Raw genomic sequence first — 19,109 nt, forward strand, 5'->3', positions numbered from 1 at the left:
CGGTGAGGTTCCACGCCTGCGAATGCGGAACCGCCTGCAGCGAAACTTCCTGCACCTTCAGGCCTTCGCGTTGCGCGTCGCCGCCGACGAGGCGGGAATAGAAACTGAGATCCGCGCGCAGGCCGCTGATTTCTTCATCGCGTTCGGAAATGGTCTGACGCAGCGCCTTGGTGGCGACATCGTTCACCTGTTGCGAGCGTTGCAGATTGGCGACCTGTTGTTTCAAATCTTCGTTCTGCGTGGTGAGTGCGCTCAACGCGCGCCGATCCGAAATGCGCGGCACCACGCCTTTCCAGGCGCCGACAAACAAGCCCACGATCGCCGCCGCCAGTAACACGCTGCCCAGCCACGCCGCACCCAGCCACAGCACCTTGCGACGCTGACTGGCAGCGTCGTGCGGGCGTACGACGTAGCGCGGTGGTGGGCGGGAAGCCATGCGCGGTCTTTCCGGGAAAAGGGAGGGATATAGCCCGCCCGTGACGAAAACGTCAAGGAAAGAGACCGTAACTTGTGGGTGCGTTCGCGTTGGTGCGCTGCGATGCCGCAGCGCTTAACTTTAAGACAACAAGTATGGCGCTAACTCTCCATCTTCGACTGCAGGTAACGCTCTGCGCCGATGTCCTTGACCAGGCTCAGCTGCGTCTCCAGCCAATCGATGTGTTCTTCTTCGTCGTGCAGGATGGTGCGGAACATGTCGCGGCTGACGTAATCGGAAACGGTTTCGCTGTAACCGATCGCAGCGCGCAGGTCTTTCGCGGCAGCCAATTCGAGATCCAGATCGCCCTGGATGCACTCGAGTACGTTTTCGCCAATGCGCAGCTTGCCCAGATGCTGCAGGTTGGGCAGGCCTTCGAGGAAAAGGATGCGCTCGATCAGACGATCGGCGTGCTTCATTTCCTCGATCGACTCTTTGTACTCGTGCTCGGCCAGTTCGCCGTAGCCCCAGTTCTTGAACATGCGGTAGTGCAAGAAATACTGGTTGATCGCCGTCAATTCGTTGTAGAGCACCTTGTTGAGGAACTCGATGACCTTCGCGTCACCCTTCATGGTGGCTCTCCGTATGTTGGCGAAGTCTGAACTATACGGATTCTGCGTGAGAGTGGGTGCAATACGAATACGTCGCGCACGCAAAAACGCCACCGCGAAGGGTGGCGTTCGGTATCGGCGATATCAGGCAGCGACCAGGATGGGCAGATCGAACGCGACCTGCGCGACGGCTTCATCCAGCGTCGTGCGCGCTTCGGATTCGCAGCAGCCACAGCAATCGGAGCAACCCGTGCGGGTCTGCAGTTCGGCAAAGCTACGCACCCCGTCCGCAGCAGCGCGACGGATGTCGTGGTCGGTAACGGCGTTGCACAGACAGATGTACATGGCACCTATTGTCAGTGCGAATGCGAATGATTGTCAACAATTGTTCGGTTAAGCCCGAACCGGACATTCAGGCAGCAGCGCGCTTGTTGCGGCCGGAGCCGCGCGATTGGGGCTGCGGCCCCAGCTCGATGCTCAGCATGCTTTCCACCAGCGGGGCGAAATGACGTAGCGCCCGGTGGTAAACATCTCGTTTGAAATTAACTACATGCGCGGCCGGGTACCAGAAATCCACCCAGCGCCAGAGGTCGAATTCCGGCTTCTCGCAGGCATTCAGGCACAGCGAGTCTTCCCCGCTCACCAGCTTCAACAGGAACCAGACCTGCTTCTGGCCGATGCAGGTGGGGTGCTGGTGATGGCGGATATAGCGGCTCGGGAGCTTGTAGCGCAGCCAGCCGCGGGTAGCTGCCAGCACCTCGACATGTTCGGCGCACAGGCCGGTTTCTTCCTGCAGCTCCCGGTACATGGCCTCCAGCGGCGTCTCGTCGCTGCGCATGCCGCCCTGGGGAAACTGCCAGCCGTCGCGATGGACGCGGCGCGCCCAGAACAGCCGGCCGTCTGCATTCAGCAGAACGATGCCAACATTCGGACGGTAGCCATCAACGTCAATCATCCAGCCTCCTCGGGTCTCTTCAGCGCGGCCTACCATGGCGTAAGCGCTTACGACCTGGGATCGATTCAACCACAGCCTACAAAGTGGGGGCAAGCCAACCACTTGAACAGTAAGGGCCGCATGATTAAACTGCCGGGCCCCGCCTGAATCCAGCCCGATCCGAGCCTTTCGGACGGCGCACCCCAATGGCTATGTAGCTCAGCCGGTTAGAGCACAGCACTCATAATGCTGGGGTCGGTGGTTCGAGTCCACCCATAGCCACCATCTCGCCACCATCTGGTGTGCCCCAACTACGTCGTTTCAGCGCCCTTTTGGCGCTGCGACGTGTTGTGCGTTTTTCGGCACTCGCCGAAGAAAGATTGCCTCATGCGGCGCATCCCGGTATCACTTTGCATTCCACTGCTAAGGAAGTTGCCGCGGCATGAATCTCGCCCTGTTCGATTTCGACGGCACGATCACTACCAGGGAAATGTTCCCGGACTTCATGCGTTTCGCTGTGTCCAAACGCCGATTGCTCGTGGGTAGCCTGGTTTTTGCGCCGATGGTGCTGGGTTACAAGCTTGGCGTCGTCTCCGGCTCGACGATTCGCCGTCACATCGTCAACTTCGGCTTCAGCGGTGTGCGCGCCGATCGCTTTGAAAAAATCGGCAAACAATTCAGTGACGATGTATTGCCCGACGCGCTTCGTCCCATGGCGCTGGAGAGAATTCGCTGGCACAAGGCCCAGGGCGACGTGGTGATGGTCGTGTCCGGTGCGCTGGATGTCTATCTGAGGCACTGGTGCCGCAAGCACGACGTGGATTTGATCTGCTCCAGTCTAGAGGTTGAGAATGGGCGTCTCACCGGCCGCTTTCGTGGCGCCCAGTGTGTCGGTGCGGAGAAACCCAGGCGTGTGCGCGAAACATGCAAACTCGATGATTTTCCGGTGGTTTACGCTTGCGGCGATACCACGGAAGACTTCGACTTGCTCAGCATCGCCCACAAAAAGTTCTACCGTTGGCAGGAGGTCGCCTAGCGCGTTGCCCCTGCATCCCGCCCACTTCGCAAAGTCCCCGCCGCTTAGTCTCAACGGTCATCAGATGATTACATCTGACTTGATAGGCTGGCCGATGGCGAGACTTAAACAAGCAGCCCCTGCACCTCTACATCTTCGCGAACCGGCAAACGGATATGCATACCCCAGGCATGACCGGTTCGCTCACCCCTAAGTAAGGAGTTCTGCAATGGAAAACCCGACCCGCACGCTTAATGGGCTCGGCCAGAGCCTCTGGTTGGACAACATCACGCGCAGCATTCTGAGTGATGGCACCTTGATCGGTTACCGCGATCAGAAAACGGTAACGGGTCTTACCTCCAACCCAACGATCTTCGCGCAGGCGATCAAATCCGGTAAGGAATACGACGCGTCGATTCGGCAGGCGGGTCACACGGACCCAGAGCAGGTGTTCTTTAAGCTGGCGATCGACGATTTGCGTCGGGCCGCAGAGATTTTCGAGCCGGTTTATCAGCGCACGAACGGCGTGGATGGCTGGGTGTCGCTGGAAGTGTCGCCGCTGCTGGCCGATGACACTACCGCTACGATCGAACAAGCTGTCGCGCTGCATAAAGAAGCAGGCGCACACAACCTCTTCATCAAAGTGCCGGGGACGCCCGCGGGTGTGGGCGCCATCGAGGAACTGATTTTCCGTGGTGTGTCGATCAACGTGACGCTGCTGTTCTCGCCGGAACAATATCAAGCTGCGGCGGACGCATGGTTGCGCGGTCTGGAACGTCGTCATGCAGCAGGTATGGATTTGAACGTAACGTCGGTCGCGTCGGTATTCATCAGCCGCTGGGATGTGAAAGTTGCCGACAAGGTGGGCGCCGAACTGCACAACAAGTTAGGTTTTGCCGTGTGCGGCCTGATCTATGCGAAGTATCGCAAGCTGCTCGATTCGCCGCGTCTGCAGCGCTTGATGAATGCAGGTGCGCGACCGCAGCGTCTGTTGTGGGCAAGCACCGGCACCAAAGATCCGAAGGCCAGCGATGTGCTCTACATCGAAAACCTGATCGCGCCGCTTACCGTCAATACAATGCCGGAAAAAACGCTGCATGCCTTCGCCGATCACGGCAAAGCCGAGCATCTGATGACGCTGGATGATCCAAGTATCGCCGCCACGCTCGCGCGTTTCGAGGCTGCAGGCATTCAAGTCGAACCCACGGGGCAAGTGCTGCAGAAAGAAGGCGCCGATTCGTTCGTGAAGTCGTGGCACGAGTTGCTCGACACCGTCAGCGCGCGCATGGGGGCTGCCGCATGAGTGCACTGCGCGAGAAGAAGGCGTGGCGTGCACTGGAAAAACATCAGCCCGACATAGCAAAGCACCATCTACGCGATCTGTTCGCGGACGATCCGGGACGCACCGAGCGTTACCGGGCGGAAGCCGCGGGTTGGCATCTCGATTACGCCAGGCATCGCATCACGGATGAAACGCTGAAGCACCTTTTCGCACTGGCGCGCGAATGCGGTTTGGAAGCGCGTCGCGATGCGATGTTTGCGGGCGAGAAGGTCAATACGACCGAGCAGCGTGCGGCGCTGCATGTTGCTCTGCGTGCGCCGGCGCGCGAGGTCATCAAGGTCGATGGCGAAAATGTCGTGCCGGAAGTTCACACCGTGCTCAAACGCATGGCTGCCTTCGCCGATGAGATTCGCAAAGGCAAATGGCTTGGCTTCACAGGTCGCCCGATTCGCAACATCGTCAACGTGGGTATCGGCGGTTCTGATCTCGGACCGGTGATGGCATTTGAAGCCTTGCGCCACTTCAGTGACCGCAAGCTGCAGCTGCGTTTCGTGTCCAATGTGGACTACACCGACTTTGCTGAAGCGGTGCACGATTTTAGTCCGGACGAAACGCTCTTTATCATCGCGTCCAAGACGTTCACTACGCTGGAAACCATGACCAACGCACACAGTGCGCGCGACTGGTTGATGGCCGCAGCGGGCGGCGACAAGAAAGCCGTCGCCAAGCACTTCGTGGCGCTTTCCACCAATGAAAAAGCGGTCGAAGAGTTCGGCATCTCCACCGATCACATGTACGGCTTCTGGGATTGGGTGGGCGGGCGTTACTCGATGGATTCTGCGATCGGTCTTTCGACCATGATCGCGATCGGTCCGAACGCTTTCCGCGACATGCTCGCGGGGTTTCACGCGATGGACGAGCACTTCCGCACGACGCCACTGGAAAAGAACCTGCCGGTGATCATGGGATTGCTGGGCGTCTGGTACAACGATTTCTTCGGCGCCGAAACCGTCGCGGTGCTTCCGTACGAGCAATATCTGAAGCGCTTCCCGGCGTATCTCCAGCAGCTGACGATGGAGTCCAACGGCAAGCACGTCACCGTGGAAGGCGCGAGCGTCGATTACGACACGGGGCCGATCTACTGGGGCGAGCCCGGTACGAATGGGCAGCATTCGTTCTATCAGTTGATCCATCAGGGCACGCGATTGATTCCCTGCGACTTCATCGGTTTTGCGAAGTCGCTGAATCCGTATGGCCGTCATCATGATCTGCTGATTGCCAACGTCATCGCGCAGGCCGAAGCACTGGCCTTCGGCAAAACGTTGAAGCAGGTTAAGGATGAAGGCATCAGCGATGAGCTGGCGCCGCACCGCGTGTTCGAAGGCAATCGTCCGTCGACCCTGTTGCTGACCGATCGGCTTTCACCGGCTGCACTCGGCAGCTTGATCGCACTCTACGAGCATCTTGTCTTTACGCAGGCGACGATCTGGAACATCAATCCATTCGATCAATGGGGCGTCGAGCTCGGCAAACAATTGGCGCTGCGTGTGGTGGATGAAATCGAATCGCCGCGCAAATCGCTCAATCACGATAGCGCGACCAATGCCACCATCAGCTGGTATCGCAAGGCGCGCAGCAAGACATCGCCAACCACGTCGCCTGCACAGGCGAAGCCAACGCAAAGTGTGCTGGTGATCGACATTGGCGGCAGCCACGTGAAAGCGATGGTCAGTGGTAATCCGACAGAAGTGAAGATCAAATCCAGTCGTACGTTGACGCCGCAGACCATGCTCAAACAGCTGCGCCCGTTGATTCGTACCTGGAAATACGATGCGGTGAGCATTGGCTATCCCGGGCCGCTGTTGCACGAATGCATCGCACAAGATCCACACAACCTCGGTAAGGGTTGGGTCGGTTTCGACTTCGCCAAGGCGTTCGGTCGTCCGGTCAAGCTGATCAACGACGCGGCGATGCAGGCGCTCGGTAGCTATGAGGGCGGCCGCATGCTGTTCCTTGGACTTGGTACGGGATTGGGTACCGCGTTTATCGTCGACGGCATCGTCGAGCCGATGGAGCTGGCGCATCTGCCGTACAAGAAAACGACGTTCGAAGATTACGTCGGCGAGCGTGGACTGAAGCGCCTAGGCAAGAAGAAATGGCAAGCGCATGTGCTGGATGTGATCAAGCAAATGCAGGCAGCTCTCGAGCCCGATTACGTCGTGATCGGGGGAGGCAATTTGCGCGAACTCGATGCGCTGCCCAAAGGTGTGCGTCGTGGTGACAACAACAATGCATTCGCCGGTGGATTCCGTTTATGGGAGAACAAAGCATGAGCGCAGGTGATACACAAAAGGGAAAGCTGCAGCTGGGCTTTGTTGGATTGGGCCGCATGGGTTTGAACATGGTGCGGCGCATGCAGGAAGCCGGCGTCGATTGCGTGGTGTTCGATACGCACATCGAAGCGCGCAAGGAGGCCGCGAGCCATGGTGCGACAGCAGCCGATTCGATTCAGGACCTCGTTGCGAAACTCAGCGCGCCACGCGCCGTGTGGTTGATGTTGCCGACGGCGGTTGTCGATGCCGTGCTCGATCAACTGACGCCGCTGCTTTCTGCGGGCGACACCGTCATCGATGGTGGCAACTCGCATTACGTCGAAGACCTTCGTCGCGCTGAAGAGCTCGGCAAACACAAGCTCATGTATGTCGACGTCGGTGTGAGTGGCGGCGTATGGGGCCGCGAGCGCGGTTATTGTCAGATGATTGGCGGCCCTGAAATCGCTTATAAACGCCAAGAACCTGCCTTCGCCGCATTGGCGCCAGGCATCGAGGCCGCACCGCGCAGCGAAAGTCGCACGGGCGATCCTACGCCAGCGGAAAAAGGCTATCTGTATTGTGGGCCCAACGGTGCCGGCCATTTTGTGAAAATGGTGCACAACGGTATTGAGTACGGCTTGATGGCCGCGTATGCCGAAGGCTTGAACGTGTTGCAGAACGCAAACGCGGGCAAGCAGCAGCGTACGGCAGATGCGGAGACAGCGCCGCTCGAACATCCCGAACGCTATCAGTACGACTTTCCCATCGGCGATGTAGTGGAACTGTGGCGGCGCGGCAGCGTGATCGGTTCCTGGCTGCTCGATCTGACCGCCATCGAAATGGCTCGCGATTCGACGTTGAAGGAATACACCGGTCGCGTGTCCGATTCCGGCGAGGGTCGATGGACGGCGCAAGCGGCCATCGATGAAGGCGTGCCGGTGCCGATTCTCACCGCTGCCTTGTTCGGACGTTTCACCTCGCAAGGCAACGATCTCTACGCGAATAAGGTCATGTCCGCGATGCGCCACGCGTTTGGCGGTCACCAAGAAGTCAAAGCCGACAAAAAGGGTTGAGCCATGGCTGCCATGACGCTGGTAATCCTCGGGGCCAGTGGCGACCTCACACAGCGCTTGCTGATGCCAGCGCTGTATCGCCTGCATACGCTTGGCCTGACGCGCGATTTGCGCATCGTGGGTTACGCCAAGGAGCTCTGGAGCCGCGAGCATTTCGAGAAGCACATCCAGAAAGCGCTGCAGGCGTTCGCGCCGAATTACAAAACGGCGGACTGGAACCGCTTTCGTCGCCAGCTGGACTATGTCGGTGGCGAGCTGGAAGCCGATCAGCTCGGGCAACTGAAAAGCAAATTGGCGCCGGCCAGTTTGTTCTATCTCGCATTGCCACCGCAGTTGTTCGGCGTGGCAGCCAAAGCATTGGGTGAGGCCGGTTTTGCCAAGAGCCCGCGCAATGGCTGGCGACGGCTGGTGGTGGAGAAACCCTTTGGTACGGATCTCGCCTCCGCGCAGGCACTTCGTCAGGAAATGCATGCGTATTGGGAGGAGGATCAGATCATGCGTATCGATCACTTCCTCGGCAAGGAGACGACGCAGAATCTGATTGTGTTCCGGATGGCCAATCGTTTTATCGAACCGGTCTGGAATGCGCAGCACATTGCGCAGGTGCAAATCACCTTCGCCGAAACCCTGGGTGTCGAGAAGCGCGCCGCGTATTACGACAAGGCGGGTGCGTTGCGCGACATGCTGCAGAATCATCTGATGCAGCTTTTCAGCCTTACGGCGATAGCGCCGCTGGCCGAGGTGAATGCTGAAATACTGCGCGATCACAAAGTGGAAGTGCTGCGTTCGGTTATTCCGATCACGCCGGCGACGGTCGACGCACATGCCGTGCGCGGGCAATACCGTGCAGGAGCAATCGGGCGAAAGAAAGTCGTCGGTTATCGCAGTGAGCCGGGTATTCCACGCACGTCATGCACGGAAACATTCGCAGCGTTGCGTCTGGAGATCGACAACTGGCGCTGGCGTGGTGTGCCGTTTTATCTGCGCAGCGGCAAGCGGCTTGCCAGCGGCTACTCGGAAATTGCCGTGCAATTTCGCGACGTGCCAGGTGGCTTGGCCAAGGCGGTGCATGCGCAAAACAACTGGATGATTTTCCGCATTCAACCTGTCGAGCAGATGGATCTGATAGTGACCGCGAAGCGTCCGGGTCTTGAACTTGCCGGCCGCCAAGTTGTTCTCACTGCACCGTACGTAGTGCCGCACGACCGCGAATTTTCAGCGTACGAGCAGCTGCTGGTAGATGCGATCGAAGGCTTCCGCGGGCATTTCCTTCGTTTCGACGAGGTGGAGTGGGCGTGGAAGATCCTGACGCCGGTGCTCGATGCATGGCAGACCGGCGCGCCCGATTTCTATGCCGCAGGCTCTGAGGGGCCCTCGACGCAAAAGCGTTTGCTCGATCCGGGACAGGCGTGGCGTTCGATTGCGCGTAACGGCACCTGATTCGCGCGGCAGAGCGCGCTGCCGGACGGTCTGCGGGTTAGGCCGGTTAGAATAGCGGCATGCATATCTTCAAGATTTTCCAGATCGAAGCCGCGCACCGCCTGCCCAACGTTCCCGAAGGGCATAAGTGCGCGCGGCTGCACGGTCACTCGTTTCGCATCGAAATCCATCTGCTTGGCGAACCCGACCCTAAGCTTGGGTGGGTGATGGATTTTGCGGACGTCAAAACGGCCTTCGCCCCGCTGTACGAGCAGCTCGACCATCATTACCTCAACGATATCGAGGGGTTGGAGAATCCGACCAGCGAGATGCTCGCGCGCTGGATATGGAAACGCCTGGAACCGCGCCTGCCTGGTTTGGATAAGGTGGTGGTCCATGAGACCTGTACGTCAGGCGCCAGCTGCACGCGCGCCAGTTTTTGACGCGCCGCGGAATTCACAATTCTGTCTCTAAGTAAACGTATTCATTGAATTTTTTGTGACAGGCATACGTCTTCACAAAAAATATATTGCATTGCACAAAATTGGCTGTTAGGCTTTGTCCTACCTAATTCATCCCCACCGAGGGACAAAGCCATGACCCAGCAACTCAACACCCAGGCCTTCGCTTTCGCTAAGCAGCTGTCCGACAACGCCTTCAAGGCACACGCCCTGACCATCAAGGGTCTGGAGCAGGTTGCCGAGCTGCAGCTCGCTGCATGGGAAAAGCAGGTCCAGGCTACCGCCGATTTCTTCACCCAGGCTGCCGAAGTGCGCGACGCCGATGCGCTGCGCGGTCTGTGGGAAAAGGGCACTGCCGCCAGCCGTGAACAGGCTGAGCATGCGGTCTCGGTGACCAAGGAAATCGTTGCAGTGACCCAGAAGACGGCCGAGTCCCTCAATGCCCTTCTCCAGGAACAGCAGAAGGCTGCCAAGGACGTCGTTTCGGCGCCGGTGGAAGCCATCAAGAAAGCTGCTTCCATCAAGTAATTCTTTAGCTTCACGGCGTATCGCGACTCCCCTTGCGCTACGCCCACTTAGGCCGGACCTCAGTGTCCGGCCTTTTTCTATGTGCGCGTGAGGCGTCGTGCCGCAGTTTCTGCGGCTTGCTGGGCCAAAAGTCACGCTGATATACTTTTAAAGATTGGATCGTGACCCGTGGCGTGTTGAATGCTGCGAAAACCGCGGGAACCTCACGTGCTCAACAGTATTGCTTCCGGTCGACGTCTAGCGCTGCGATTGCTGCTTTGGCAGCTATTCGCGGCCATGGTTGTGGGCCTCGCTTTTTCGGTTCGTGGGTTCCGATGGGCGATAGCGGGAGCGGCGGGAGCAGCGATTGTGGCGGTGGGAAATGCGCTGCTCTCGACGAGGTTGTTCAGTCAGGTTGGTGGTGCGGAGGCACTGTGGCGCCTGCTGACGGGGATGGTCCTGAAATGGGCCGTGATCGTCGGGGGGCTGATCACGATCATGTTTCAATTCAAATTGCCGCCGCTAGCCGCTATTACGGGGCTGGTGGCTGCTTACGCGGTTAATCTGCTGGCGTTTAGATTCAAGGGTTAAAAGATGGCAAGCGAGCCGCAGGGCGGTCTTACCGAATACATCACGCACCACTTGCAGCACTTCAAACCAGTGCGCATGAGCCCCGGGGGCTTCTGGTCGGTGCATATCGACTCGTTGACCGTCTCGCTGGCGCTCGGTGTTCTGTTCTGCTTTTGGTTCTGGTCCAAGGCGCGTAAGGCGACCTCGGGCGTGCCGGGCAAGGGGCAGGCATTCGTCGAAATCGTGCTCGAATTCGTCGATGGACAGGTGAAGGACGTCTTCCACGGCGACCGCCGCTTCCTTGGGCCCTTGGCGCTGACCGTATTCGTCTGGGTGTTTCTGATGAATGCGATGGATCTGCTGCCGGTCGATTTGCTGCCCTGGATCACCACGAAGTTCGGTATCGGCCATTTCCGATCCGTGCCGACCGCCGACCTCAACCTCACCTTTGCGATGTCGATCACCGTGTTCCTGCTGGTGATCTTCTACAGCTTCAAGGCCAAAGGCTTTGGCGGTTACACGCACGAACTTTTCACAGCTCCGTTCGGCAAGCATCCGGCATTGTGGATTCCCAATTTCCTGTTGAACATCGTCGAGCTGCTCTCCAAGCCGGTGAGTCTGTCGATGCGACTGTTCGGCAACATGTACGCTGGCGAGCTCGTTTTCATGCTGATTGCCGGCCTGTTCAGCGCCGGCAGTTGGTGGCTTTACGGCATGGGTGTGGTGGGTTACACCATCTGGGGCATCTTCCACATCCTGATCATTTCGATCCAAGCCTTCATCTTCATGGTGCTCACCATCGTGTATATCTCGATGGCTCACGATCACCACTGATTCATTCACTTTTGTCAGAACAACTGCATTTCTTTTCTTGAGGAGAACACCGTGGAACTAGCTGCTCACCTTGCCCAAGTCCAGGGCTTCACTGCGATCGCACTCGGCCTGATCATCGGTTTCGGTGCGCTCGGCGCCTGTATCGGCATCGGCATCATGGGTTCGAAGTTCCTCGAAGCCGCTGCTCGCCAGCCTGAGTTGGTCCCGCTGCTGCAGGGTCGTATGTTCCTGCTCGCCGGTCTGATCGACGCAGCATTCCTGATCGGTGTGGCGCTCGCGATGTTCTTCGCGTTCACCAACCCGTTGCTCAATGCCGTAAAGGCTGCTGTAGGCGGCTAAGCCCCCTGCGCGGTTTATTTCCGGGTGCGGTCTGAAAGTACGACCGCACCTCTTAGCAATCGACAAGTACAGGTAACGCAGCGATGGAATTCAACGCGACCTTGATCGGCGAGATGATCTCCTTCGCCCTCTTGATCATGTTCTGCGTGCGCTATGTGTGGCCGCATCTCTCCAAGGCCATCGAAGAGCGCCAGATCAAGATCGCCGAGGGTCTTGATGCCGCCGAACGCGCACGTGCCGAACTTCGGGACGCCGACACCAAAGTGGCGGCCGAGATCAAGCAGGCGCGTCAGCAGGCTGCCGAAATCATCGATCGTGCCCATCAGCAGGCCGGCCAGATCATGGATAAGGCTCGTGCCGACGCGGTCGTCGAAGCAAATCGTCAGAAGGCAGCCGCCCAGGACGATATCGCCTCGATGGCCCAACGCGCTCGCGAAGAACTTCGCGAACGCGTCGGCGCACTGGCTGTGCAAGGCGCATCGAAGATCGTGCAGCGCGAGATCGATCCGTCTGCGCATAAGGCTTTGCTCGACCAGCTCGCGGCAGAGATCTAAGCGATGGCAGCTCAGGCAATCACGCTCGCTCGCCCCTACGCCCGCGCCGCTTTCGAGCTGGCGCAGGCGGAAGGTGCTCTCGGCGCCTGGTCGCAGGCATTGGCTTTCGCCGCGGAAGTGGCGAAAGACCCTCGCGTTGCCGCGATCACCACCGATCCCCGCGTCAAGCCCGAACAGGTGGTTGCACTGCATCTGCCCGATGGCACGAAAGCAGACAGTGCATTCGGTAACTTCCTAGCGCAGCTCGCTGAAAAGCGCCGCGTGACGCTGCTACCGGAAATCGGCGCGCTGTATGAGACATACAAGCGCGAATCCGAGTCGCAGCTACTGGTGAAAGTCACCAGCGCGATGGCTCTGGATGCCGCACAAACCGAGCAGCTGAAGGCTTCGCTCAAGCGCCGCTTCAAGCGCGACATCGAACTGCAGGCGCAGGTCGATCCGTCGCTGCTAGGCGGCGTCGTGATCGATACCGGCAGCGAAGTAATCGATGGCTCCGCGCGCGGTCGCCTCGAACGCCTGGCTAGCGCACTGACAAATTAGTTTTACGCGAAGTCCTTTTCGCGAAGAGCAAAAACCGGTCATCGATGGCCGGACTCTTAAAGAAAAGCGTCTCGTTTTTAAATTTCAGGATAACGACCATGTCCAGCTCCACCCTGAACCCGTCCGAGATCAGCGAACTGATCAAGAACCGAATCGAGCAGTTCAAGCTCGGCGCGGAAGCCCGCAACGAGGGCACGATCATCAGCGTGTCCGACGGCATCGTGCGCATCCACGGCCTGGCCGATGTGATGCAGGGCGAAATGATCGAACTGCCGGGCAACGCGTTTGCGCTGGCGCTGAACCTGGAGCGCGACTCGGTCGGCGCCGTGGTGCTGGGTGAATACCAGCATCTGCGCGAAGGCGACACCGCCAAGACCACCGGCCGCATTCTCGAAGTGCCGGTCGGTCCGGAAATGCTCGGCCGCGTTGTCGATTCGCTGGGTAACCCGATCGACGGCAAAGGTCCGATCGCCACCAAGCTCACCTCGCCGATCGAGAAGGTTGCGCCGGGCGTGATCTGGCGTAAGTCGGTCGACCAGCCGGTGCAGACCGGTTACAAATCCGTCGACTCGATGATCCCGATCGGCCGCGGTCAGCGCGAGCTGATCATCGGCGACCGTCAGACCGGCAAGACCGCGCTGGCCATCGACGCGATCATCAACCAGAAAGATTCCGGCATTAAGTGCGTCTACGTCGCTATCGGTCAGAAGCGTTCGTCGATCGCCAACGTCGTGCGCAAGCTCGAAGAGAACGGCGCGCTGGCCAACACCATCGTTGTCGTCGCTTCGGCTTCCGAGTCGGCTGCGCTGCAGTACATCGCACCGTACTCCGGTTGCGCGATGGGCGAATACTTCCGCGACCGCGGCGAAGACGCGCTGATCATCTATGACGATCTGTCCAAGCAGGCCGTCGCTTACCGTCAGATCTCGTTGCTGCTGAAGCGCCCGCCGGGCCGCGAAGCGTATCCGGGCGACGTGTTCTATTTGCACTCGCGTCTGCTTGAGCGCGCGGCTCGCGTGTCCGAAGAGTACGTCGAGAAGTTCACCAACGGCGAAGTGAAGGGCAAGACCGGTTCGCTCACCGCGCTGCCGATCATCGAAACGCAGGCCGGTGACGTGTCCGCATTCGTGCCGACCAACGTGATTTCCATCACCGACGGTCAGATCTTCCTTGAAACCGACTTGTTCAACGCCGGTATTCGTCCCGCTGTGAACGCCGGTATCTCGGTGTCGCGCGTGGGTGGTGCGGCGCAGACCAAGATCGTGAAGAAGCTCTCGGGCGGCGTGAAGCTCGCGCTCGCTCAGTACCGTGAGTTGGCTGCGTTCGCGCAGTTCGCTTCGGACCTCGATCCGGCAACGCGCGCGCAGCTCGACCGCGGTCAGCGCGTCACCGAGCTGATGAAGCAGAAGCAGTACGCACCGCTCTCCATCGCTGAGTTGGCGCTCTCCGTGTACGCCGCTGAAAAGGGCTACCTGGACGATCTGCCGGTCGGCAAAGTGCTGCCGTTCGAAAAAGGCCTGCACGACTTCTTCCACCAGAACTACGGCGACTTGATGAAGAAGATCGTCGCGACCGGTGACTGGAACAACGACATTGAAGCCTCCTTCAAGGGCGGCCTCGACGAGTTCAAGAAGACCGGTAGCTGGTAAGCAATAAGGGTGTGCAGTCGTGCGATACGCATGGCTGCACCGCATCTCGGTCGAAGGGCCGAATCGGCATAGACCCAACAGGTTGAGGCAAACGTGGCAAGCGGACGCGAAATTAAAACCAAGATCAAGAGCACGCAGAACATGCGCAAAGTGACGCGCGCGCTCGAAATGGTCTCGGCCTCCAAGATTCGCAAAGCGCAGGACCTGATGAAGGCCTCGCGCCCCTATGCACGTGCGATGCGCAAGGTGATCGCACACGTCGCGCAGGCGAGCACCGAGTTCAACCATCCGTTCCTGGTCGAGCGCAAAGAGATCGCACGCGTCGGCTACGTGGTGGTCACCACCGACCGCGGTCTCTGCGGCGGTCTGAACTCCAACCTGTTCCGTCGTCTGTTGCCCGCGATTCGCGAGTGGCAGGACAAGGGTGTGCAGGTCGACGTCGTGGCGGTTGGCCAGAAGGCCGTGCAGTTCTTTCGCCGTATCAAGGGCGTGAATCTGATCGGCAGCACCACGCATCTTGGCGATCGTCCGAAAGTCGAGCAACTGATTGGTGTCATCAAGGTCGTGCTGGATTCTTTCAGCGAAGGCAAGTTGGATCGCGTGTTCCTTGCCTACAACGACTTCGTCAACACGATGACGCAAAAGCCAACCATCGACGCGCTGCTGCCGCTTCCGGCGGTGGCTGCAGAGCTGGAAGCGCAGCACGTTCCTGGCGTTGAACTCGAGCAGTCGCACGATTGGGATTACATCTACGAACCCGATCCGGCTTCGGTGTTGGAACACGTGCTGGCGCGCTACATCGAGTCGGTGGTGTATCAGGCCGTGCTGGAAAATCTCGCCAGCGAACACGCGGCGCGCATGGTGGCGATGAAGTCGGCGTCGGACAACGCAACCAAGGTGATCAGCGAGCTGACGTTGAGCTACAACAAGGCACGTCAGGCGGCGATCACGCAGGAAATTTCTGAAATCGTCGGTGGCGCTGCAGCGGTGTAACGACTGCTACGCCAAAAATTAACTCAAGCGACCGTCGTTGGGCGCTGTATTAACCAAACACTTTAAAAGATCCATCCGGAGCACATCCATGAGTCAGGGCAAAGTTGTACAGATCATCGGCGCGGTTATCGACGTCGAGTTCGCACGCGACCAGGTGCCGCAGGTGTATGACGCACTGAAGATCGACGGCACCAACATCACGCTGGAAGTCCAGCAGGTGCTGGGCGACGGCGTCGTGCGTACGATCGCCCTCGGTTCCACCGACGGTTTGAAGCGCGGTCTCGTCGCGCGCAATACCGGCGAAGGCATCAAGGTGCCGGTCGGCAAGGGCACCCTCGGCCGCATCATGGACGTGCTCGGCAATCCGATCGACGAAGTCGGTCCGATCGACGCGAAGGACCACTGGGTCATCCACCGCGAAGCGCCGTCCTATGACGACCAGGCGTTGGCCAATGAGCTGCTCGAAACCGGCATCAAAGTGATCGACCTGGTTTGCCCGTTCGCCAAGGGCGGTAAGGTCGGCCTGTTCGGTGGCGCCGGCGTGGGCAAGACCGTGAACATGCTCGAGCTGATCAACAACATCGCCACCCAGCACGCAGGTCTGTCGGTGTTCGCCGGCGTGGGTGAGCGTACCCGCGAAGGCAACGACTTCTATCATGAGATGCAGGACGCCGGCGTCGTGAAGTTGGACAACCTGCCGGAGTCGAAAGTGGCGATGGTGTATGGCCAGATGAACGAGCCGCCGGGCAACCGTCTGCGCGTGGCACTGACCGGTCTGACCATGGCCGAATACTTCCGCGACGAAAAGGACGAACACGGCAAGGGCCGCGACGTGCTGTTCTTCGTCGACAACATCTACCGCTACACGCTGGCCGGTACCGAAGTGTCCGCGCTGCTCGGCCGTATGCCGTCAGCCGTGGGTTACCAGCCGACGCTTGCCGAAGAAATGGGCGTGCTGCAGGAACGCATCACCTCCACCAAGACCGGTTCGATCACCTCGATCCAGGCCGTGTACGTGCCCGCGGACGACCTGACCGACCCGTCGCCGGCAACCACCTTCGCCCACTTGGATGCGACCGTGGTGCTCTCGCGTAACATCGCTTCGCTGGGTATTTACCCCGCCGTGGATCCGCTCGATTCCACCAGCCGCCAGCTCGACCCGAACGTGGTCGGCGCGGAGCACTACGACGTTGCCCGTCGCGTGCAGGGCATGCTGCAGCGCTACAAGGAACTGAAGGACATCATCGCTATTCTCGGCATGGACGAACTGTCCGAAGAAGACAAGCAGGTGGTGTACCGCGCACGTAAGTGCGAGCGCTTCTTCTCGCAGCCATTCCACGTGGCCGAAGTGTTTACCGGTTCGCCAGGCAAGTACGTGTCGCTGAAGGAAACCATCCGCGGCTTCAAGATGATCGTCGACGGTGACGTGGACCATGTGCCGGAACAGGCGTTCTACATGGTCGGCGGTATCGACGAAGCCATCAAGAAAGCCGAAGAGATGGGCGCCAAGAAGGCTGCCTGATCGACCGTCGCATCCGGGGTCGCCTGCACGCAGGACGATCCCGGAAAGACAGAAATCCTTTCCATTCGATACGTCGAATGAAGTGAGAAAGTTATGACCACCATTCGTTGCGACATCGTCAGTGCCGAAGCCGAAATCTTTCACGGCGAAGCGGTGATGGTTGTCGCTACCGGAGAGCTGGGCGAGTTGGGTATCACCCCTCGTCACGCGCCGCTGATCACGCGCCTCAAGCCCGGCCACGTCGATGTGGTGCTGGAAGGTGGCGAACGTCAGCAGTTCTACGTTTCCGGTGGCATTCTCGAAGTGCAGCCGCAGGTCGTGACGGTGTTGGCCGATACGGCCGTGCGCGCCGCCGATCTGGACGAAGCGGCCGCACAGCGCGCCAAGAAGGAAGCCGAAGACGCCCTTTCTAGCCGCGCCGATGCGATGGAAGTGTCCGAAGCGCAGACGAAGCTGGCACAGGCGCTGGCTCAGCTGCAGGCGCTGGAACGTCTGCGTAAGAACCTCAAACACTGATCGTCCGCTCGTTTGTATGCGAAACGCCGGCCTTGCGCCGGCGTTTTCGTTTACGCCGTCAGGATTGTCACCAAAGGAAGAGGGATTCCGCATGACACCCCCGTGGCATCCGCCTGGCGCGGGGTGCTCGCAGGTTTCGTGCGTACAACCGACTGCTAAGCTTGCAACCGTCACCCTGATGGATCCAGGCAATGAAGAACCAGCCGCTCCACGTCATTGTTCTCGCCGCAGGCGAGGGCAAGCGCATGAAATCCAGGAAGGCCAAGGTGTTGATGCCTTTGGCGGGGAGGCCCCTGTTGCACCACGTGTTGACCACGGCACGCGCGCTTCAGCCAGATACCATCCACGTGGTCTACGGGCATGCTGGCGACCAGGTGCTCGCGGCGTTCGACGGGCAGCCGGATTTGCAATGGGTGCTCCAGGCGGATCGATTGGGAACCGGGCATGCCGTATCGCAAGCGTTGAACCATGTGCCGGACGATGCCACGGTGCTGGTTTTGTACGGTGACGTGCCGATGACGAGCACCCAGACGCTCAGGCGTTTGATGGATGTGGAAGGTGCGCTCTCCTTGCTTACCACGCGCGTCCCCGATCCGCACGGTTATGGGCGCGTCCTACGCGATGGGAATGGGTTGGTGCGCGCAGTAGTCGAAGAGAAGGACGCCGACGACACGCAGCGCGCCATCAACGTCATCAACACGGGCATCGTTGCCGCCCAAGCGCAATCGCTCAAGCGCTGGACCAGCAAACTCCATCGCAACAACGCGCAAGGTGAGTATTACCTCACCGACATCTTTGCGATGGCTGCGGAAGAAAATCACGCGGCGCAAAGTGTGGAATGTGAAGACGCGACAGAAGCGGCTGGCGCGAATAATCCCTGGCAGCTTGCCGAGCTGGAAGCAGCTTATCGTCGACGCGAAGCGCAAAGTCTGACCATGGCCGGTGTGCGCCTCGCCGATCCGACGCGTATCGATGTTCGTGGCACGGTTGAAGCGGGTTGCGATGTCGATATCGATATCGACGTGATTCTCGAAGGACACGTGCAACTGGGCGAAGGCGTGCGCATCGGTCCGTTTTGTCGCATTCGCGATGCAAAACTCGCGGCCGGTACCGTCGTACAAGCGCATTGCGATCTCGACGGTGTCGTGACGCACGGCCCGTGCATCATTGGTCCCTTCGCACGCTTGCGTCCGGGAACGGAATTGGCGTCAGGCGTGCACGTAGGCAACTTCGTTGAAACCAAGAAAGCGACGATCGGGGAAAACAGCAAAGCCAATCACCTTTCGTATCTTGGCGACACAGTGATTGGCCGCAACGTCAACGTGGGTGCGGGCACGATTACGTGCAATTACGATGGCATCAACAAGTTTGTGACCTACATCGAAGATAACGTATTCATCGGTTCCAACACTGCGTTGGTGGCGCCCGTTACCGTAGGTGCGCAGGCGACCATCGGCGCCGGGTCCGTCATCACGAAAGATGCGCCAGCCGGCGAGCTCACCGTGGCGCGCGCACGTCAATCGACGCTTGCTGGTTGGAAAAGGCCTGAAAAGAAGCCCTGAC

The 19,109-nt window shown here is 59.4% G+C and carries 21 protein-coding genes and 1 tRNA gene; 18 read left to right on the forward strand and 4 right to left on the reverse strand.

Annotated elements, in window-relative coordinates:
• From VK725_RS09660 to VK725_RS09675, 4 genes are all read right to left on the reverse strand, one after another.
• The coding region (locus VK725_RS09660) for a DUF6776 family protein (protein ID WP_325317841.1) at positions 1 to 436 on the reverse strand (436 nt) is incomplete at its 3' end.
• A gap of 140 nt (positions 437 to 576) precedes the next feature.
• On the reverse strand, positions 577 to 1,047 hold the full coding sequence (bfr, locus tag VK725_RS09665; RefSeq protein ID WP_325317842.1) for a bacterioferritin: 471 nt from the start codon (positions 1,045 to 1,047) through the stop codon (positions 577 to 579).
• A 123-nt stretch (positions 1,048 to 1,170) separates the two neighbouring features.
• A complete protein-coding gene (locus VK725_RS09670) occupies positions 1,171 to 1,371 on the reverse strand; it encodes a (2Fe-2S)-binding protein (protein WP_325317843.1) in 201 nt (66 codons plus the stop codon).
• Between the two features lie 67 nt (positions 1,372 to 1,438).
• Positions 1,439 to 1,981, reverse strand: coding sequence for an RNA pyrophosphohydrolase (locus VK725_RS09675; protein WP_325317844.1), 543 nt, complete (start codon positions 1,979 to 1,981; stop codon positions 1,439 to 1,441).
• A 187-nt stretch (positions 1,982 to 2,168) separates the two neighbouring features.
• Between VK725_RS09675 and VK725_RS09680 the strand changes: the two genes are divergently transcribed.
• From VK725_RS09680 to glmU, 18 genes are all read left to right on the forward strand, one after another.
• Positions 2,169 to 2,245: transfer RNA gene (locus VK725_RS09680), tRNA-Met, on the forward strand.
• Between the two features lie 157 nt (positions 2,246 to 2,402).
• On the forward strand, positions 2,403 to 2,996 hold the full coding sequence (locus VK725_RS09685) for an HAD family hydrolase (protein ID WP_325317845.1): 594 nt from the start codon (positions 2,403 to 2,405) through the stop codon (positions 2,994 to 2,996).
• Between the two features lie 208 nt (positions 2,997 to 3,204).
• Complete coding sequence (gene tal, locus VK725_RS09690; protein WP_325317846.1) at positions 3,205 to 4,278, forward strand: transaldolase; 1,074 nt, start codon at positions 3,205 to 3,207, stop codon at positions 4,276 to 4,278.
• Positions 4,275 to 6,590 (forward strand): glucose-6-phosphate isomerase, encoded by a 2,316-nt coding sequence (pgi, locus tag VK725_RS09695; protein ID WP_325317847.1) that lies wholly within the window; start codon positions 4,275 to 4,277, stop codon positions 6,588 to 6,590. Before tal ends, pgi begins: the two co-directional genes overlap by 4 nt.
• Positions 6,587 to 7,642: a phosphogluconate dehydrogenase (NAD(+)-dependent, decarboxylating) gene (gnd, locus tag VK725_RS09700; RefSeq protein ID WP_325317848.1), complete on the forward strand. Its 1,056-nt coding sequence runs from the start codon at positions 6,587 to 6,589 to the stop codon at positions 7,640 to 7,642. The genes pgi and gnd overlap by 4 nt, the downstream gene beginning before the upstream one ends.
• Before the next feature lie 3 nt (positions 7,643 to 7,645).
• Entirely contained in the window at positions 7,646 to 9,082 is a 1,437-nt protein-coding gene (gene zwf, locus VK725_RS09705) for a glucose-6-phosphate dehydrogenase (protein WP_325317849.1), read from the forward strand.
• A 59-nt stretch (positions 9,083 to 9,141) separates the two neighbouring features.
• On the forward strand, positions 9,142 to 9,504 hold the full coding sequence (queD, locus tag VK725_RS09710) for a 6-carboxytetrahydropterin synthase QueD (RefSeq protein ID WP_325317850.1): 363 nt from the start codon (positions 9,142 to 9,144) through the stop codon (positions 9,502 to 9,504).
• A 153-nt stretch (positions 9,505 to 9,657) separates the two neighbouring features.
• Entirely contained in the window at positions 9,658 to 10,050 is a 393-nt protein-coding gene (locus VK725_RS09715; protein ID WP_325317851.1) for a phasin family protein, read from the forward strand.
• A 207-nt stretch (positions 10,051 to 10,257) separates the two neighbouring features.
• Positions 10,258 to 10,620: a hypothetical protein gene (locus VK725_RS09720; RefSeq protein ID WP_325317852.1), complete on the forward strand. Its 363-nt coding sequence runs from the start codon at positions 10,258 to 10,260 to the stop codon at positions 10,618 to 10,620.
• 3 nt (positions 10,621 to 10,623) lie between these two features.
• A complete protein-coding gene (gene atpB / locus VK725_RS09725; protein WP_325317853.1) occupies positions 10,624 to 11,433 on the forward strand; it encodes a F0F1 ATP synthase subunit A in 810 nt (269 codons plus the stop codon).
• Positions 11,434 to 11,484: 51 nt separating this feature from the next.
• Positions 11,485 to 11,772 carry a F0F1 ATP synthase subunit C gene (gene atpE, locus VK725_RS09730; RefSeq protein ID WP_126674005.1) on the forward strand — a complete coding sequence of 96 codons (288 nt, stop codon included), beginning with the start codon at positions 11,485 to 11,487 and terminating at the stop codon, positions 11,770 to 11,772.
• Positions 11,773 to 11,855: 83 nt separating this feature from the next.
• Positions 11,856 to 12,326: a F0F1 ATP synthase subunit B gene (locus tag VK725_RS09735; RefSeq protein ID WP_325317854.1), complete on the forward strand. Its 471-nt coding sequence runs from the start codon at positions 11,856 to 11,858 to the stop codon at positions 12,324 to 12,326.
• A gap of 3 nt (positions 12,327 to 12,329) precedes the next feature.
• Entirely contained in the window at positions 12,330 to 12,866 is a 537-nt protein-coding gene (locus VK725_RS09740) for a F0F1 ATP synthase subunit delta (RefSeq protein ID WP_325317855.1), read from the forward strand.
• 98 nt (positions 12,867 to 12,964) lie between these two features.
• Positions 12,965 to 14,515 carry a F0F1 ATP synthase subunit alpha gene (gene atpA, locus VK725_RS09745; protein WP_325317856.1) on the forward strand — a complete coding sequence of 517 codons (1,551 nt, stop codon included), beginning with the start codon at positions 12,965 to 12,967 and terminating at the stop codon, positions 14,513 to 14,515.
• A 93-nt stretch (positions 14,516 to 14,608) separates the two neighbouring features.
• Positions 14,609 to 15,508, forward strand: coding sequence for a F0F1 ATP synthase subunit gamma (gene atpG, locus VK725_RS09750; RefSeq protein WP_325317857.1), 900 nt, complete (start codon positions 14,609 to 14,611; stop codon positions 15,506 to 15,508).
• A gap of 88 nt (positions 15,509 to 15,596) precedes the next feature.
• A complete protein-coding gene (gene atpD / locus VK725_RS09755; RefSeq protein ID WP_325317858.1) occupies positions 15,597 to 17,030 on the forward strand; it encodes a F0F1 ATP synthase subunit beta in 1,434 nt (477 codons plus the stop codon).
• Between the two features lie 93 nt (positions 17,031 to 17,123).
• A complete protein-coding gene (locus tag VK725_RS09760) occupies positions 17,124 to 17,546 on the forward strand; it encodes a F0F1 ATP synthase subunit epsilon (RefSeq protein WP_325317859.1) in 423 nt (140 codons plus the stop codon).
• A gap of 191 nt (positions 17,547 to 17,737) precedes the next feature.
• The gene (glmU, locus tag VK725_RS09765; RefSeq protein ID WP_325317860.1) at positions 17,738 to 19,108 is read left to right on the forward strand and encodes a bifunctional UDP-N-acetylglucosamine diphosphorylase/glucosamine-1-phosphate N-acetyltransferase GlmU; all 1,371 of its coding nucleotides are present in this window, start codon (positions 17,738 to 17,740) and stop codon (positions 19,106 to 19,108) included.
• The last annotated feature ends 1 nt before the right edge of the window (position 19,109 follow it).

Source organism: Dyella sp., from assembly GCF_035486915.1.
Taxonomy (GTDB): Bacteria; Pseudomonadota; Gammaproteobacteria; order Xanthomonadales; family Rhodanobacteraceae; genus Dyella_B.